Here is an 18,991-nt window from a genome sequence, read left to right as displayed (position 1 = left end):
CAGGGATGTTCGGTGACTCGTCTTCCGGTCTCAGGTGTTCTCCGCGGGTGGGAGCGCGGCCGTGTCTCAGCACAGGCTCGCGGTCTTCCCGCCGTCGATGACGATGTTGCTCCCGGTGATCCACGACGCACGGGGGGAGACCAGGAAGCTCACCGCGTCGGCGACGTCCTGCGACGCGCCGAGGCGTCCGAGCGGGATCTCGGCGGCCCACTGCTCCGTGAGGTCGTCGGGGTCGCCGCCGAGGTGTTCGACGATCTGGGCGCGTGCGACGCCCGAGGCCGGTGTCTCCACGTTGCCCAGGCAGACGGAGACGACCCGGATCCCGTCGGACGCCAACTCCGCGGACAGACCTTTGCTGTAGGTCTCCAGGGCGGACTTGGCGGCGGCGTAGTGGATGAGGTTCGGGTACGCGGCGATGGTCGCGATGGACGACACGTGGACGATGGAGCCGCCGCTCTCCGGCATGGCGGGCACGAGGGCCGCGTTGAGCCGGACGGCGGCGAGGAAGTTGATGTCCATCGTGTACTGCCAGTCGTTCTCGAGGTCCAGCACGCTCTGGAACGAGCGGCATCCGCCGGCGTTGTTGACGATGATGTCCACACCCCCCAGCACCTCCAGCGCCGCGTCCGCGAGGCCGCGCACACCCTCGGGCGTACTGAGGTCCGCCTTGACGAACGTGGCGCCGGACGGCGTGTCCGCGGTCTCGCTGCGGGCGGAGGTGACGACGGTCGCACCGGCGTCGAGCAGGTTCCGCGTGATCGCGGCGCCGATCCCGCGACTGCCGCCGGTGACCACGGCCCGCCGCCCCGCCAACTCTTCGGAAGCTGCTGCCATGAGGCTGCTCTGCATTCCCACGGGGATCCACCTCTTTCCCTTTCAGGCCGCCGTCCGACGTGCGGTGAGAACTGCTGACGCATCCGGTCCGCCCCTACGATGCGGAACTTGTCGGCCCAAATATCCATGCTCCGTCCGACATGGTCAATCTCAATGTTCCGATGCATTGGATCGCCCTTTTCGATGCACCGTCAGCATGGTCAAGAAGGCCGATGATCGTGCACAATCGAAAGGCGACCGCACCATTTTCGGAATCGCCTTCGCGTTCTCCGCAGAACAGAACTCGGGAGGAAAAATGGCCAGTCTGGACGAACCGTTCACCGTGGGCGACCTCACGGTCCCGAACCGGATCGTGATGGCCCCGATGACCAGAACGGCGTCCCCTCTCGGGGTGCCCGGCCCCGATGTGGCGGAGTACTACGCCCGTCGGGCGGCCCACGACGTCGGACTGATCATCACCGAGGGCACCTACATCGGTCACCCGACCGCCGGCGCGTACGACGGCGTGCCGGAATTCCACGGCGAGGAGGCCCTCACCGGCTGGGCCCGTGTGGTACGCCGGGTGCACGAGGAGGACGGCCGGATCATTCCTCAGTTGTGGCACACCGGGGCCGCGCGCACCGCGACCGACCCGCCCGCCGACGGCCCGTCCGGGATCGGGCTGGACGGCGCCCCGGCCGGAAGAGCCATGTCCCCGGCGAGCATCGACGGCGCGGTGGCCGCCTTCGCGGAAGCCGCCGCGACAGCCGAGCGGCTCGGGTTCGACGGAGTCGAGTTGCACGGCGCGCACGGCTATCTGATCGACAACTTCCTGTGGACCGGCACCAACCGGCGCACCGACCGCTACGGCGGCGCCCCGGCCTCCCGCGCCCGCTTCGGCGTCGAGGTCGTGCAAGCGGTCCGCTCGGCCGTCAGCCCGGGGTTCCCGGTCTTCTTCCGGTTCTCCCAGTGGAAGCTCGGCGAGTACGGGGCGCGCACGGCGGAGAGCCCGGACGAACTGGGCCAGTTGCTGACACCCCTGGCCGAAGCCGGTGTCGACGTGTTCCACGCCTCGACCCGACGCTACTGGCTGCCGGAGTTCGAGGACGGTGCTCTCAATCTGGCCGGCTGGATACGCAAGCTCACCGGAAAGCCCACCATGACGGTCGGCTCGGTCGGCATGGACCAGCAGTACGGGGAGGGCGACTTCACCCAGGGCTTCACCGGTCCGTCCGGCGTGACCGGTATCGACGAGCTGGTGGACCGCCTGAAGCGCGACGAGTTCGACCTGGTCGCCGTGGGCCGGTCGCTGCTGGCCAACCCGGACTGGGCGACGTTGGCCCTCCGCGGTGAGCTCGACCGGGCTGTCCCCTACGACCCTTCCGTCCTGCGGGCCCTGGTCTGACCGCCCCCTCGGCGACGTCCCGGTGGAACGGGTCCACCGGGACCGCCGTCACCGCACACCGAGCGGGAGAGCGCTACCGGACACGTCCCTCGGGGTTCCCTCGGGCCACGTTCCGGATGACCGTCTTCCACGCGTCCATCATGTGCAACGCCGTGGCCCTTTCGAATACATTCGTGTCGTACTTGAGAAATACCTTGTATCCTTCACCCTCGCGATAGATCTCCCCGGAGAGCACGAACTCCCCGGCGTACGGCAGGTCGTCGAACGGCCGCAGGTCCAACTCACCCCGACCGGCCGGTGCGTCATAGGTGAGCAGTTCGGAACCTTCGAAGTTCTGGAACAGGAAATTCGTCCGCACAAGCGGTTCACCACCCGTTCCCAGCGCCCGGCCGATCTCCAGCAGGGGATACGCGCCGTGCTCGATTCCCGCGACCATTCCGCGCCGTACCGACCTGAGCAATTCGGGGAAGTCACCGGCAGGCCCGCAGCGGAGCGGCAGACAGTTCGCGAACTGGCCGACCACGTCGTGGAACCGCTGTTCGTAGCGGGCGGCCGTGGTCATTCCGAGGATCAGGTCGTCCTGTCCGGTCAGCCGCCGCAGGAACTGCGCGTACGTCGCGAAGAACACAGCGGCGACACTGACCCGGTGCTCCTTCGCCGTGCCGACCAGAGCGGTGGCCTGTGCCGGTGACAGCATCAGCCTCACCGCCTCGACACGGGGCATCCGCTCCGGGTCGGGCCGTCGGTCGTAGGGCAGCGCGAGCGCGGCGCGCGGTCCTTCCAGCTCCTGGAGCCAGTGATCCCGGTGGCGTCGTGCCTGCGGACCTGAGAGAAGCGCCTCCTCCCATGCCACGAAGTCACCGTAGGCGGCCGGCCGCGGACCCCCGTGGACGCCGCGATAGGCCTCCTTGAGCGTGCGGATCAGGACCGCGGTCGACGTGCCGTCCAGCAGGATGTGGTGCGCGGTGATCAGCAGCAGACATCGTCCGGCGAGGTGGACCAGGTGCACCCGGACCAGAGGGCCCCTCGTCAGGTCGAAGGGGGTGTCGACCAGTTCCCGCAGCGCGGCCAGTCGCGCCTCGCGCGAGGTGGCCACGATGTCGATCCGATGGAACGACGGGGCCCTGGCCGGATCGATGTCCATGTACGGCACGGTGCCCCGCTCCCGCACGACCGCGCTCAGTACCGGGTGTATCTCCGTCTGCGCACGGACAGCCCGTTCCAGGGCCGGCTCGTCCAGGTCGCCGTGGATCTCGAAGAGGAGCGGCAGGTTGTAGGCCCCCGACTCCGACCATCGCCGCTCGTCCCGGTACATGGCGAGCTGACCGCACGAGAGGTTCCAGCGTCGACCCGCCGTGCCCTCGGAGCGGGGGACCGGCCCGCCGACGGGTCCGACGGCCGGAGCGGTGGCGACGCCCGGCAGCGGCACCACCCGGCGCGGCGCCCCTCGGTGCAGTCCTTCCCAGGGCACGTCGACGCCCGCCGCCCACAGGGTCGCGAGCCGGGACAGCTTGCCGGCGGCGATCCACCGTCGTACCAGCAGTTCCCTCAGTTCCAGGTCTCCGGTGACCTCCGCGAGCGGACCGGATGCCAGGACGGTGTCCTGGCGTCCCCGGTCGGCCCGCAGTCTGGTCCCGAGCTCCGGGACCGACGTCACCACCACGGCGTACCGCACGGGCATCGCCTCCCGTCCGACCTGCAGGGTGAAGGCCAGGTCGGCGAGGTCGACGTCCGGATCGCGGTCGAGGAACCCGGCCAGCGTGCCGGCGGACTCGGTGAGCTGCCGGGGCGTCATCGCCGAGAGGACGACGATCTGCTCGGCACCGTCCGTCTCTCGGTGGGCGGGCTGCACGGCACTCTCCTCGACGGTCACGGGCCGGTCCGGGTCACGGTGGGGCCGAGCCGTTCGGTGTTCCGGCTCCGGACCGCTACCGCCGATCTGAGCACCTCCAGGAACGCCATACCGCGGCTGCTCATGGTCAGGCCGGGCATCGTGGCCACGCCGAGGGACGAACGAGGCAGGTCTCCGGCGATCTCGACCGCTCTGACCCTTCCCCCGTCGAGAGTCGTCGTGGGCGAAGCGCGCTGATACATCAGGGCGAACCCGTGGCCGGCGGCCACGAGACCACGGACCGTCTCCAGACTCGCCGCCTTGATCACGCGCGACAGGGGGAAGCCCGCCTCGGCGAACAGCTTCTCCTCATGACGGATGATGTCGGGAGAGTTCAGGGTGACCAGCGGTCGGGTGGCCAGCTCGTCCAGTCCGATCGAGCCGGTCCCGCCCATCGGATCGCCGTCGGCCAGCACGGCGTGGACGGGCAGGTCGGCCAGCGGACGGAATCGGTGATCTGCCGCGAGGAAGTCGTAGGTGACCACCAGTTCGCACCGGCCTTCCCTCAGGGACTCCGAAAGGCGGTCGGCGGAGTCCTCGTGGACGTTCAGCCGCAGTGCCGCATAACGCTCTTCGGCCAACCCGTGGACCGAGGGCAGCAGGAACGGGGCGATCGAGGAGAGGAATCCGACGTCGAGGTGACCAGCGGCGTCACCCGCCAGGGCGTCACCCTGCGCCTTGAGGTTCCGGGCCTGCCCCAACAGGGCCCGCGCGTCCCGCAGCAGGTGCCGGCCACTCGGAGTGAGGGTGACTCCCCGGGCATGATGCCTGAGAAGCAGTTGTACGCCGAGTTGGCGTTCCAGCCTCATCACAGCCGACGAGACCGTCGACTGGGAGGCGCACAGCCTCTCCGCTGCCTCCGATATGTTGCCCAGCTCGGCGGACACGACGAAGTACCGCAGCTGTGCGAGGCTGAATCCCAGGGCATCACTCATCGCTCGCCCCCGGGGATGCGGGACCGTGTTCGGAGAGCCACCGGTCGACCGCGAGCGCCGTCGACTCGGCATGTTCCTCCAGCAGCGAGAAGTGGTCTCCCGCCACCTCCGTCCGGAGATGCTCCAGCGGCCATCCGGCCCGTGTCTCCTCACCGAGCAGGTCGAGCAGGGCCCCGTCGTCCGCGGCCCCTGCCAGCAGCGTCGGGGTGCTCACCGGCAGTGGACGCCAGCCGTCGAGCAACTCCGCGTACCAGGCCATCGCCGTGAACTGCTCGTCGGTGACGGGCAGTCGCGGGAAACGGTCGAGCAGCCGTCGCGTGATCACGGACATGCCCCGCACCATCGCCGCGCCGGTCGACCGCGGCGTGTCGAGCAGCACGAGCCCGGCGGGCGGAGCGCCGGCCGCCTCCAGCCGGCGCACCACCTCGTGGGCCAGCCAGCCACCGGAGGAGTAGCCCGCGAGCGCGAGCGTCCCGCCCTCGAACCGTCGGAGCAGTGTCACGGCCAGTCGGTCCGCGGCCGCCTCCAGGTCGGCCGGCAACGGCTCTCCCTCCCCGTATCCGGGGAGGGAGACCGCCCAGACCCGGCGACGGCCACGGAGCGCGGCGGCGAACTGCACGTACTGGTGCGCTCCGGTGGGGGCGATGAGTGAGGGCAGGCAGACGAGGTCCGTCTCCTCCTCCCCCTCCGACAGCCGGAAGGTCTCCGGTTCGGATCCACCTCCGGTCGCGAAGGTCGGCCGCGACCGGGCGGCGATCGACAGCAGGTCACCGGCCTGCTGGGGGGTACCGGTCTCCACCACCGTGCGGAACAGGGCGGCGACGGAGCTCGTGGAGCGTGCCGACGACCGCGGCGCGGGCCCGGAGACGGACCGCTCCTCCGGCGCGGGGTCCAGGCGCGCCACGAGGGCGTCCACATGGGAGCCGCCGGTCTCCACGAAATGGTCCGCGAGTTCCTCGATGGACTCGGCGTCGAAGAGCAGGGTGGACGAGACCTCACCGAGGTCCTCACGCAGCGCGTTCGTGAGCTGGAGCACGAGGATGGAGTCCATGCCGTAGTCGCTGAGCGGTGCGGAGAGGGCGATCCTGTCCGCCGGAACGCCGAGAGTCCGCGCGGCCCGGTCACGGAGGTACCCGGCCAGGATCCGGGCCCGGCCTCCCGGCTCGGTTGCCGTATCCCCGTCCTCCGGGGTCTGTGCCGGGACACGTACGGGGGCGGGCACAGGGAGCGCCTGGACGGCGGCGCCCACCTGCGGGGGCTTCGCGGGTGTTCGCGGGGCCCGTGGTTTCCTGCGTGCCGACGGGGACACCGCCTGCCGTGCGATCCCGTCGCTCTCGGCGGCGATGATCTGCTGCCCGAGTTCAAGTGCCTCGGGCAGTACGGGGACGACCGCCGGGAAGCCCTCGCTCTCCAGCACCGTCCGCCAGCCGGCGGGAGACAGCGCGGGCGAACCCGGCACGCGCAGCGAGTCGTCCTCGAAGAGCCACCATCCCTCCAGCAGTCCGAAGGTGAGGTGGCTGGAGAGGTCGAAGGTCGCCAGTTCGTTCAGCAGGAGCCACCCGCCGTCGCGCAGGGCCGCCTTCGCGTTGCGGATCGTGTTCCGGGTGTCCCGCGTCGCGTGCAGCACGTTGGCGGCGACGACCAGGTCGTAGCTCCCGCTCTCCACGCCCTGCCCGGCCAGCGGCCGCTCGGCGTCGAAGCGCTCGTACGTGAGATACGGCACCTCCGGTCCGTACTCGGTCCGGGCGTGGTTGAGGAACGCCTTCGAGAGATCGGTGTACGTGTAGGTCTCGATGTGTTCCTGGAAGGGGCGCAGCGCGGCGAACATGCCGACGCTGGTGCCGCCCGTTCCGGCGCCGATCTCCAGGATGCGAAGGCGTGCCGACGGGTCCAGGCGCAGCCGTTCCCCGACGACGGCGACCGCGGCGTCGGCCATGGCCCGGTTGTACATGTCGGCCACGCGGTTGTCGCGGTACGTGCCCTCGACGAGCTCGACGGAGCCCCGCGGGAACAGGATGTCGGTCGGCCTGGTCCTGCCGGTGAGGATGTCGGGCAGCGCCCGGAGCGTGGCGTCGAGCAGGGTGAGCTCGGCCGCCTTGTCGGGGTCGGTGGACCACTGGGCGCGTAGCTTGTCCCACTCGTGGACGAGTACGTCCAGCGACGGCGCGGACTCGGGCACGATGCGGAGCGCGTGCTCCAGCCACGTGTCGTACCTGTCCAGGATTCCGGCGCGTCGGCGGAGCTGGGATACGGCGCCGGGGGACGAGGGGGTGCCGGGGTCACGCAGACCGCCGAGCGCTTCGAGGTGTCCGCGGACCATCCTCGCGAGGAGCGGATCGCGTTCGTCCCTGCGCCACGCGGCGATCGCGCGCAACTCCTTCCACTCGGCGGGGGCGGTGGCGGCGGACCCGACGAGGGCCGGGGCGACGCGGGACCGTGCCCTGGCGTGGACCGTGAGCCGTGTCGCCGGGTCGAGCGCCTCGACGGATTCGAGGTCCTTCACCTTGATGAAGCTCAGCTGGCGCTGCGGGCCGCCGAGAAGCGTGTCGAGCGCCTCCATCGCCTCCGGCGGTTCGATCGAGAGGAGCCCCCAACGCGCCATGTGCTCCCTGTGCCGTTCGGTGGCGACGCTGCCGACGCTCCCCCACCACCCCCAGTTCATCACCTTCACCGGGCATTCCAGATGGCGGCCGAGGAAGTGGGCGTAGGCGTCGCTGAAGGTGCACCCCGCCGCGTAGTTGCTCTGACCGGCGGCCGTCGTGAACGACTGGACCGACGAGAAGAACAGGGCGAAGTCCAGTGCTTCGTCGGCGAAGACCTCTGCCATGGCCACGCCGGTGTCGGCCTTTGCGGCGAGGCTCGCTCGGAGCGACGCCTCGTCCATCCGCGCCAGGGTCTGGTCCCGAAGGACGAGCGCCGCCTGGATGACGCCGTGGATCCGCGGGTGATGCCGTTTGACCTCCTCGTGCGCCCTGCGCAGCGCCGCCGGGTCGGCGGCGTCGGCGGACACGTAGCGCACATCGCCGCCGACGTCCTCCAGCTTCGCCTCGATCGAGGCGTCCCGCGGTCGCCGTCCGATCCAGATCACGTGGGCGCCGTAGTGCCGCACGACGTGCCGGGTCCATTCGGTGCCGAGCCCTCCGGCGCCTCCGATCACGACGTAGACGCCGCCCTGGCGGTACGCCGCCCGCAGTGCGTCACCGGGCTCGTTCGGCGCCCAGCGGCGGACCATCCACTGGCCGGCGCGGCGCACCAGGGGATCGCTCCCGGAGTGGCCGGGAAGCGCCAGGAGGTCGTCGGGCAGTTCGGCGGTGTCGAGGTCCGCCCGGCGGACGGACCAGTTCGCGTACTCCTGACCGAGCGACCCGAAGAGGCCGTGCAGCCCGGCGTGGGCAGGTGCTGTCAGCTCGATGTCGTGCGTGGCCAGAGTGCGTCGTGTGACCAGGGTGATGCCGAGCTGACGCGCGTCGTGTCCGGTGCGGATGAGTGCCTTGACGAAGCGGAAGGCCGCGACCACGCCGTCGTCCCGGGCCGCTGCGAAGCCGGCGACGTCCGTCGGCGGGAGCGCCGTCCGGTCCTGCCGCTCCATGTCGGGTGCGATCCAGACGAGGTGGTCGACGGGCCCCGTGGACCGGAGTCCGGAAACGGCTTCGTCGATCGACGCGCCCGGGGCGAGGTCCCAGGTCGCGGCACCCGGGTACCGGCGGGTGAGCGCGGCCCGCTGTTCGGCTGTTCCCCCCACCACGAGTACGCGGTCCGTGTGATGCGGGGCGCGTTCGCCCGGCGTGTACGCGGACACGGGTTCCCAGACGGGTGCGAACAGGGAGGGGGCCGGCTCCTTCGGACGGCGTGAGGTGTAGCCGGTCATCCGGACACAGACCTGGCCGTCGGCGTCGGTGATGTCGACATCGAGACGGCTCAGCTCGGTCGCCTCCCCCGCCTCTCCCGCCACACGGACCACAGCGAACATCGAGGCCCGGCACGGGGCGAGGAGTTCGAATCGGTCGAGCGCGAACGGCACCGCGGTCTCCGCGGCGGCCGGGCCGTCGGTGAGGTGCAGGGCCATCGAGGACTGGATGGCCGAGTCCAGCAACGCGGGGGGCAGGGTGTACGCGCCGTCGGCGGGGTCCGCCTCGGCCGGCAGGGCGAGCTCCGCCAGGACGGTCCCGGTGGCGGTGTCGACGTGTGCCTCGCGGATGGCTCGGAGCGACGGCCCGTGGACGATGCCCATCGACGCGAGCCCTGCACGGACACGGTCGGCGGACACGGTCGTCGCGCACCTCGCACGGAGCGACGCGAGGTCGACCCGGTCGGGACGGAGCGTGCCGGAGCGGGACACGCGCCCGGTGGAGAGGACGACCGGTTCGCCGCCCCCGTCGTTCCCCGACGCGATCTCGAAGGTGAGCTCGTCACCGTTGCCCGGCTTCACCAGGACGTCGACGCTCAGAGGCGCGCCGTCGACGGCGGCCGGCCGTACCCAGGTGATGTCGCGCATCAGCAGGGGACTCGTCGCGTCCGCGCCCCACGCCAGGGCCGCGGTCTCCCGTGCCATCTCGAGGTGCGCGACGCCGGGCAGGACGCGCCGTCCGCGCACCGTGTGGTCCCGGAGGAGGGGTTCGTCGCCGGTGAACACCGTCGAGGCGCACAGTGCGCCGGGAGCGTCCGTCACCGCCGAGAACCGGTGGATCAGCGGGTGGCTCGCCCTCTGCCGCTGTGTCACCCCGGTGTCCGCCCCGGGAGACGGGGCCAGGGGGCGCGGCGGGACGGGCGGCGGACCCGTCCAGTGGCTCTCCTCGGCGAACGGGTAGGTGGGCAGGGGGATCCTGAGGTGGGTTCCCGCAGGGTAGAGGGCACCGTAGTCGAGGTCGACCCCCTGCGCGAAGTACCCGGCGAGGGCGGTGAGGTCCGCGCGGTACGCCTCGCCGTCAGCGTCGGAGCCCGTGAACTCCGAGCAGCGGCCCAGGCACGCCTCGCCGAGCTCCTTCCGGGCACCCGGCGCTCCCTTGCCCTCGGGCGCCGGCACGCCGGTGTACGCCTCCGCTCCGTCGAGCCCTCCGTCGAGGATCCTGAGCAGCTCGGCGCGGTCCGCCGCCACACAGGCGAACCGGTGGGCGAACCGGTCCCTTCCGACGGTGAGCGTGTACGCGAGGTCGCCCAGGTCCGTGGAGTCCTCGCGGCGCGTGTGCTCGGCCAGCCGGGCTGTCTGCAGGGCCAGTTGTTCACGTGAGTGCGCCGAGAGGACCACGAGATACGCGGGCCTCGGCACCCGGACTCGGGCACGCGCCGTGGACGGTGCCTCCTCGATGACGAGATGGGCGTTGGTGCCGCTCGCGCCGAAGGAGCTGACGGCGCCGCGGCGCGGCCCGCCGTCGTCCGGTGCCTCCCAGCGGTGGCTGCGGGTGCTCAGGTAGAAGGGGCTGTCGTCGAGGTCGATGGCGCTGTTGGGCTTCTCGAAATGGAGTGAGGCCGGGATCTGTTCGTGCCTCATCGCGAGGAGGATCTTGAACACACCCGCGATGCCCGCGGCGAACTGGGTGTGGCCGAGGTTCGACTTGATCGAGCCCAGGGCGCAGGAAGCGGGTGTCGCCGTGCCGGCCCGGAACACCCGGCTGAGCGCCGAGAACTCGATGGGATCACCGAGCGGGGTGCCTGTTCCGTGCGCCTCGACGAGCTGGATGGACGCGGCGTCGATGCCGGAGGATTCGTGGACCTCGCGGAGCAGGGCCTCCTGCGACACCGAGCTGGGCGCGGTGATGCCGTTGGTCGCACCGTCGTGGTTGCTGCCCGTGGCGCGGATCACGCCGTGGATGTGGTCCCCGGCGGCGATGGCGTCGTCCAGCCGCTTGAGCACGAGGACTCCGACGCCCTCCCCGGGAACGAAGCCGTCGGCACGGTGGTCGAAGCTGTGGCAGTGGCCCGTCGCCGACAGCATTCCGGCCCGTCCGGCCAGCTCGTAGAGGCGCGGTGTCGACTGGACGAAGACACCGCCGGCCAGCGCCGTGTCCGTCTCGCCCGACCGGAGCCCCTGGCAGGCGAGGTCGATCGCGATGAGCGAACTGGAGCACGCGGTGTCGACCGCCAGCGCGGGGCCCTTCAGATCGAGGACGTAGGAGATGCGTGCCGGGATGAGCGAGGCCATGTTTCCCCAGAAGGCCTGGGCCGGGCCGCCCTCCCCCACGAGCTCCTGGTAGTCGCCGTTCCAGCAGCCCACGTACACGCCGCAGCGGGTTTCGCTCAGTTGACGTCCCGCGTATCCCGCGTTTTCCAGTGCTTTCCACGCCTCTTCGAGGAGCAGGCGCTGCTGAGGATCCATGGCGGCGGCCTCGACGCCCGAGATGCCGAAGAACAGCGGATCGAATCGATCGATGTCGTGGAGGAATCCCCCCTTCGTGCAGCGCGCCGATCCGTCGGGCCCGGTGTCCGGGAGATCCCAGCGGCTCGCTTCGGTGACGAGGTCGTCACCGTTCACGAGATGGGTCCACAGCTCCTCGAGGTTCTCGGAGCCGGCGAACCGTCCGCTCATTCCCACCACGGCGATCGGTGCGGGGGCGGTGGACGGTCCACCGGGCGGAGAGGTGGGAGCGTTCCGCGGACGCGTCCGCGCACCGGCGGCCGGCGCCCGGGCCGGGACGGGCGCCGGTGCGTCGACGCTCTCGTACTCCGCGAGCAGATGCGCGGCGAGGCGGTCGGCGGAGCTGTGGTCGAAGACGACGCCGGTCGACAGGTCGAGTCCCAGTGTCTCGTTGAGCACGTGGACGAGGCGGACAGCGAGGATCGAGTCGAGTCCGTAGTCGGCGAACGCGAGCCCGCCCTCGACCTCGTCCGGCGACATGACCATCACTTCCGCGATCTTCGCGCGCACGACGTGCGCGACGCGTTCGCCGCGCGCGGTGCCGGACGTGTCCTCCGGGACCGGCTCGGGTGTGGCGTGCGCCGCGCCCGCGCCGGGCACCGGCTCCGCGGCGGGGTGCGCACCGGTGGGAAGGGCGCCTCCGGCCGGCTCCAGGTCTCCGATCCAGAACCGGTCCCGCGCGAACGGGTAGGTCGGCAGGGATATCCGGCGGGCCGGCACCGCTCCGGGAAGCCCTCGCCAGTCCAGGTCCGTCCCGTCGGCCCACAGCGCGGCCAGCTTGTCGCGCTTGCCCGCTCGGCCCCACCGTTCGACCAGGAGCTCCCGGAGGTCGTCGTCGGCCGAGATCTCGGCGACGGGTCCCGGCGTCTGCCCGGTCCTGCCCCGGTGCAGGCCCGGGATCGGCGTCCCGTCACCGGCCTCCGCATACGCCCGCAGCACCCGCAGGACCTCGGGCAGCGAGACCGCGGTCACAGCCAGGCGTTCCTTCATCGCCTCACGTCCGGACCGCAGGGTGAAGGCGAGGTCCGCCAGGCGGACCGTTCGTCCCTCCGCCTCCTCCTGGTCGAGGAACGCGACCAGACGCGCGGCGGAGTGCCGCAGCCGCTCCGGCGTCCGCGCCGAGACCACGACGACCTGCTCGCCCTCGTCGGCCGGGGTCCGCTCCGGAACGGCGTCCTCCACGTACTCCTGGAGGATCACATGCGCGTTCGACCCACCCGCCCCGAACGACGAGACGGCCGTGATCCGCGGTTGTGCGGACTCCCAGTGCGCGAGAGTCCGCTGGACGTGGAACGGCGTCTCCTCGAACCTGATGCCGGGGTTCAGCTCCTCGGCGTGGAGGCTCGGGACGAGCGTGCGGTGCCGGAGCTGGAGCACCGCCTTGGTGACTCCGGCGATGCCCGCGGCGGCCTCCAGATGCCCTATCGCCGACTTCACGGACCCGATCGCGCAGAACTGCTTGTCCTGCGTGGACTTCTCGAAGGCCAGCGACAGCCCCTTCACCTCGATCGGATCGCCCAGCTCCGTGCCTGTGCCGTGCGCCTCGACGTAGCCCACCTCCCGTGCCGAGACTCCGGCCCGCCGCAGCGCGTCGCCGATCAGGTCGGCCTGGGCTGTCGGGTTGGGGACGGTATAGCCGTTGGACCGCCCACCGTGATTGATGCTCGTCCCACGGACCACGGCGAGAATCCGGTCGCCGTCCGCGAGGGCGCGTGCAAGGGGCTTCAGCAGCACCGCGCCGACGCCCTCCCCGGGTACGAACCCGTCGGCGCCGCTGCCGAAGCTCCGTACGCGGTCCTGCGAGGACAGCATCGTGGAACGGCAGAGTTCGACGTAGTCGGAGGGATGCAGATAGAGGTTCACCCCGCCGGCGACGGCGAGGTCGCAGGAGCCCTGGCGCAGGTGTTCGCAGGCTTCGTGGATCGCTGTGAGCGAGGACGAGCACATCGTGTCGATCGTCAGGCTGGGGCCGTGGAGGTCGAGGACGTACGAGGTACGTGCGCTGAGCGACGCGAAGGAGAGCGAGGGCACGACGCGCTCGCCGGACGGCAGCAGGGCCTCACCGTGCCGTGCGTGGCCGGACTTGGTCACACCGGCGAAGACACCGACGCGCCGCTGATGGCGACGGGCCAGCTCCTCGCGGGTGTAGCCCGCGTCCTCGATCACCTCCCAGGCGGCCTGGAGGAAGAGGCGCTCCTGCGGATCCATGGCGTAGGCGTCGCGTGGTGCGATCCGGAAGAAGTGCGGATCGAAGGCGTCGAAGTCCTCAAGGAATCCGCCCCACTTGCTGTAGCTGCGCCCCGTGGCGACGGCGGTGGCGCGGTCCGGCTCGTAGAAGCCGTCCAGCGGCCAGCGGTCCGGGGGGATCTCGGTGACGGAGTCGCGTCCCGCGGTGAGGTTCCGCCAGAACTCACCGATGTCACGGGCCCCCGGATAGCGTCCGCTCATCCCGATGATCGCGATGCCGTCCTCCGGGGCGAGCGGGCCGGAGGCTGCGGACGTCCCGGGGGTGGGCCGCTCCGCGGGTGAGCGGAGCACGCCCGTCGGTCCGCCGGTCCGCGTGCCGGGAGCAGGCGGGCTCTGTTTCCGCGGCACGAGGTGTGCGGCCACAGCGCGCAGGGTGGGGCATTCGTAGAAGAGCGTCGTCGAGGTCTCCCCGTACGCGGAGGACAGTTCCCTGTTGAGCTGGATGACCATGACCGAGTCGAGTGCCAGCTCGTCGAGCGGCCGGTCGGGGTCGACGTCGTGGAGCGGAAGCTTCGTGACGCGGGAGAAGAGCTCCAGGACCGACCTGAGCGTCTCCCGGTCCGGGGCCGCGCCCACCGCGCTCGGTGTGGGTGAGGCCGCGGGCGGCACGGTCTCCGCCGTGTCGCCGTGGTGCACCCATATCCGGTCCTCGCCGGCCTCGCCGAGCCGCCAGGCTCCCAGGAGGGCGTCGATCCCTTCTTCCGACCCCATCGGCACGAGGCCTCGGTGGCGCCGGAGGTAGGCACGGGTCGTGTCGTCCACGGTCATCCCGCCGTCCTCCCAGAGCGGCCAGGCGATCGAGATGGTACGCCCCGACCGCTCGCCCGCCACGACGTGCGCGTTGCGGCGGGCAGCGTACGCCGCGAGATACGCGTTGGCCGTGGCGTAGTCGGACTGGCCGGGGTTTCCCGTGACGGCCGCGCCGGACGAGAAGACAAGGAAGGATTCGAGTGGCATGTCCGCCGTGGCCCGGTCCAGGTGCACCACGCCGTCCACCTTGGGAGCGAGGACCCGCTCCCACTCCTCCGTGGTCTTGGCGGAGACGTACGCGTCATGGATCACGCCCGCGGCGTGGATGATCCCATGGATCGTTCCCGTCTCCTCGCGCACCCCTGAGACGAGATGGCGTACCTCCTCCCAGCGGGACACGTCCGCGACGGCGTACCGGGCGACCGCCCCCGCCTCCCGCAGGTCGGTGAGGAGCTGTTCGATCCGGGCGTCCGGCGCCGACCGTCCGACGAGGACGAGCGTCGGACGGTCGGTGTCGCGTGCGATCCGCCGGGCGACGATCGCGCCGATGCCGCCGGCGCCTCCAGTGATCAGGTACACGCCTCCCGAGCGCCACGGCTTGCCCGTGCCGACGGCCGTCGCGGTCGTCCAGGTCCGCACGTGGCGTCCGCCGGTCCGGTGCAGGACGAGTCCGTCCTCGGTGTGCGGCGCGCTCTCCAGGACGGCGGTGGCGATGCTGTCGACGTCGTACTCGCCGTCGAAGGCGAGAACCTGACCGGCGATGCGCGGCTTCTCCAGCGTCATGGTGCGCAGGAGTCCCGCGAGTGCCTGCCCGGCCTCTTCCTCGTCGGCGGTCGCTGTCACCACCTGCACGAGGGTGGCTCCGTCGTGCGCCTCCCCGGCGAGAAGTCGGACGATCTCGAAGACCTGCCGTGACAGGTCGGTGAAGCGGGCCTCCGGACGCTGCTTGGCGGTGGTGACGGCGAAGCAGCGCGTGTCCGGCAGCCGACGCCCGACGCCGTCCCGCAGGGCCGCCGGTGTTCCGTACAGGACCACCGCGTGGCGCGTGTGCGGGGCCCCGGTGGCGGTCCCCGATGTCGCCGGCTTCGGCGTCCAGCGGGGCACGAACAGCGTGGTCCCGGCAGCGCCGGGGGCGGGATCCGGGCCGGCCTTCTCTCCGCTCCCGGGGATCCAGTACCTGTCGCGTGCGAACGGATAGGCGGGGAGGTGCGCGCGCCTCGGCGGACGGGAACCGGCGGACCCGTACAGCTGCCGCCAGTCGATCTCGGCTCCGTCGCTCCAACGGGCGACCACGTCGGCGAGACCGTCGGGATCCGGGCCGGTTCCGTGCAGCGGCCCGGTCGCCGTGCCGTTGACGAACTCCCGCAGCCTCGCCGTCAGTTCACGGCGGGAGGTGACGACCCAGCCGACGCGTTCGGCCATGGCCTCCCGTCCGGCCTGGAGCGTCCATCCGATCGAACGGAGCGATCCGGGGCTCGGGGCGTTCTCCAGGTGGGTGAGCAGATCGCGTGCCCGCTCGCGGAGTTCCCGCTGCGTACGCGCCGAGAGGGGGACGGCGACCGGGCCCTCCTGGCCGTCCCGGTCCCGTGCCGTGCTCGTCCCCGGGTCCCTCCGGGCGTACTCCTCGATGACGACGTGGCAGTTCGCGCCCCCGAATCCGAAGCTGCTGACCCCGGCCCGTCGCAGAACAGGCGTTCCCTGCCGGTCGCGGAGCCGCTCCCAGGGTTCACTCGCGCGCACGATGCGGAACGGGCTGTCGTCGAGCTGTATGTAGGGGTTGACCTCGTCGCAGTTCCGGGTGGGCGGCAGGGTGCCGTGTTCCATCGCCAGGATCACCTTGAGCAGCCCCGCGATGCCGGCGGCGGCCTCCAGGTGTCCGATGTTGGCCTTCACCGAACCGAGACCGCAGGTTCCGGTGCCGTCGCTTCCCAACCGCCGGAAGGCGGTCTGGAGAGCGCGCACCTCGACGGGGTCGCCCAGGGCCGTACCGGTGCCGTGAGCCTCCACGTAACCGATGGAGCGGGGGTCGATGCCGCCCATCGCCCGCACCACGAGATCCGACTGCGCGGCCCCGTTCGGTGCGGTGAGGGAGTTCGCCCGCCCGCCGTGGTTCTCGGCGTTCCCGACGATCACGGCGAGAATCGCGTCCCCGTCGCGCTCGGCGTCGGCGAGGGGCTTCAGCACGACGGCGCCTACGCCCTCGCCGCGTACGTATCCGTTCGCGTCGCTCGCGAAGGTCTTGCACCGTCCGTCCGGGCTCAGCATGCCTGCCCGGTCGGCGCTGACGAACGTGTCGACGCTGAGGAGGAGGTTCACCCCGCCCGCTATCGCGGCGTCGCACGCCCCGGAGCGGATGGCTTCGACCGCCCGGTGGACGGCGACGAGCGAGCTGGAGCAGGCCGTGTCGACCGGCTCGCTCGGGCCGTGGATGTCGAGTACGTACGAGATGCGGTTGGCGAGCACGGAGTGGGCGTTGCCCGTGGCGGTGAAGGCGTCCGGCGGGGTGCCGTGGGCCGCGAGGAGGGTCGCGTAGTCGGTCCCCGAGACACCGAAGAACAGCCCGGTGCTCCCCGGCAGGCCGGAGGGGGCGTACCCGCTGTGCTCCACCGCGTTCCAGACCGTCTGGAGCGCCAACCGGTGCTGTGGGTCCATCAGTTCGGCCTCGCGCGGCAGGATGCGGAAGAAGGCCGCGTCGAAGGCGTCCACGTCGTCGATGAGACCCGCGTGGCGCGGGAACTCCGACGCCTCCACGATGCGCGCGTAAGCCGTGTCGTACCGGTCGAGGGGGAACGCCGTGACGTGGTCGGTCCCGTCGGCCAGATTCGCCCAGTAGGTGTCCAGATCGGGTGCGCCGGGGAATCGGCCCGCGGCTCCGATGACGGCGATCGGCGAGGCGGGGTGCTCCGGCACCGGGCGCCGGGGGGCGGGCGATGCGGGCTCGGGCTCCTCGGCCGTCTCCCCGTGGACCCGGTTGCCGCTGTCCGGAGCGGGCTGCTCGGTGGCGGTCTCGGCACGGTCCGACGGGAGGGACCTCTCGTACGCCGCGCGCAGGGGGGTCTCGTGCTCGGTGACGAGGTACCGGCCCAGCGATGCGAAGGTACTGCGGTCGAAGAAGACGGCAGGGGTCAGAGCGATACCGAGCCGCTCACTCGCCTGCTCGGACAGGGCGACGAGCGAGATCGAGTCGAATCCGAAGGCGTCGAAGCCGGTGCCCGGGTCGAGTTCGTCACGCTCGAACTTGAGGATGCCGGACGCCAGGCCCCGCAGCTCGTCCACCGCGAAGGAGAGGAGCGCTTCGCCGTTCTCGCCGTTCTCGCCGGGCGCCATCCCACCGCTGCCTCCGGCACCGTCCACTTCGCGTGCGCTCACGTCCAGGTCCTCCCGCGGTCCTTCGTCGTCACCGCACCACAGGTCGGCGAGCACGCCGACCACCTCTCCGTCGGGGCCGAGCAGTCCGACCGACCCCCCGATCCCCGCTCCGTCGGCCGTCACGTCGAAGACGGCGTAGGCCACGGGCACACAGGTGTCGCTCCCCTCCGTGAAGAGCCTGACCTCGTCGATCCGGTGCGGGGCCGTCCGTTCCCACTGCGGGACGCCCTGCCGCTTCGCCTCGAAGAGGAGGCCCTGCGCGACGGCGGCGAGTACGTGGGGAGCGAGCGTGACGTGCGGCTTCACATGGTCACGCTGGAGCTCGGGGGTGCCGACCTCGATCACCAGTCGCCCGTCCCGCAGGCGGTACGCGCCCTCGACACCGGTGAGTCCGGGCGCGTATCCCACGCCTCCCCCGGCGAGTTCCGCGAGGAAGCCGGCCGGGGAGAGCGGGTCCGCCCGGTCCGGTGCGAGCGCCCCTGGAAGCAGGCCCACGAACGGCTTCGCCCGTGGGTGGCCGGACGGCGGCGTCCGGCCGTCCTCGTCCGCTCGTACGTCGAACGCGGCCACGGCCGTGCGCTTCCCCGAGGAGTCCTCCGTGGACACGACCCCTGCCGCCGTCCGCCCTCCGTCGGTGTGGAGGACCGTCACCAGGCGTGCGGCGGTCGTCCAGGTGACCGGGGCCAGGAGGCGGAGGCCGCGCACGACCGACCCGCCCGAGAATCCGGAGACCTTCGCCGCCGCGATCGCCAGGTCGACGGCGAAGGTGGGAACGATGCCGCGTGTCCTGTCCTGCCGCTCCCCGGAGGTGCAGCCGTAGTCCAGGAGATCGTCCAGGTGCACGTCGAGCCCGTACCGAAGTCCGTTGACGTCCGACTCGTTCCTGCCGAGGAACGGGTGGAGCTTCTCGCGCAGTGCGAGCGGCGCGATCACGGACGGCGCGCCTTCCTCCTGGGCGACCCAGCAGCGCACCCGCTCGAAGGGGTAGGCGGGGAGGGAGACCCTCCGGGGGGTGCGCGGCCCGCGCGTGGCCACGCGCCAGTCGACGCTCTTGCCGCCCACCCATGTGGTCGCGAGATTCCGCAGCTCCAGCGTCCGCGTCCCACCGCTCGCGAGCGCGGCGTCGAGGTCCCGGTAGGGCTTGGTCAGGTCGATGTTGGCGCGGGTATGTCGCGGTGACAGGTGGGGCAGGCGCCGGCCCATGTCGCGAGGATGGTCTGTAGCTCGCG

At 71.4% G+C, this 18,991-nt stretch carries 5 protein-coding genes; 1 reads left to right on the top strand and 4 read right to left on the bottom strand.

The window, feature by feature from the left end:
* Positions 1-66 precede the first annotated feature (66 nt).
* A complete protein-coding gene (locus ABT001_RS28330) occupies positions 67-834 on the bottom strand; it encodes an oxidoreductase (protein ID WP_351283118.1) in 768 nt (255 codons plus the stop codon).
* Positions 835-1,129: 295 nt separating this feature from the next.
* Between ABT001_RS28330 and ABT001_RS28325 the strand changes: the two genes are divergently transcribed.
* Complete coding sequence (locus tag ABT001_RS28325) at positions 1,130-2,218, top strand: NADH:flavin oxidoreductase (protein WP_351283115.1); 1,089 nt, start codon at positions 1,130-1,132, stop codon at positions 2,216-2,218.
* 73 nt (positions 2,219-2,291) lie between these two features.
* On the opposite strand, the gene ABT001_RS28320 is transcribed toward ABT001_RS28325, so the two are convergent.
* Genes ABT001_RS28320 through ABT001_RS28310 form a run of 3 tightly spaced genes read right to left on the bottom strand, consistent with a single transcriptional unit; the run spans position 2,292 to position 18,965 of the window.
* Entirely contained in the window at positions 2,292-4,070 is a 1,779-nt protein-coding gene (locus tag ABT001_RS28320) for a condensation domain-containing protein (RefSeq protein WP_351283112.1), read from the bottom strand.
* Between the two features lie 17 nt (positions 4,071-4,087).
* Positions 4,088-5,044: a LysR family transcriptional regulator gene (locus ABT001_RS28315; RefSeq protein WP_351283109.1), complete on the bottom strand. Its 957-nt coding sequence runs from the start codon at positions 5,042-5,044 to the stop codon at positions 4,088-4,090.
* Positions 5,037-18,965 (bottom strand): SDR family NAD(P)-dependent oxidoreductase, encoded by a 13,929-nt coding sequence (locus ABT001_RS28310; protein WP_351283107.1) that lies wholly within the window; start codon positions 18,963-18,965, stop codon positions 5,037-5,039. The genes ABT001_RS28315 and ABT001_RS28310 overlap by 8 nt, the downstream gene beginning before the upstream one ends.
* Between the last annotated feature and the right edge of the window lie 26 nt (positions 18,966-18,991).

Source organism: Streptomyces sp. NPDC002793, from assembly GCF_040295485.1.
In the GTDB taxonomy this organism is placed as follows: Bacteria; Actinomycetota; Actinomycetes; order Streptomycetales; family Streptomycetaceae; genus Streptomyces.
Note: the sequence above shows the minus strand (reverse complement) of the source record. Positions and strands in the feature narration are given on the sequence as shown.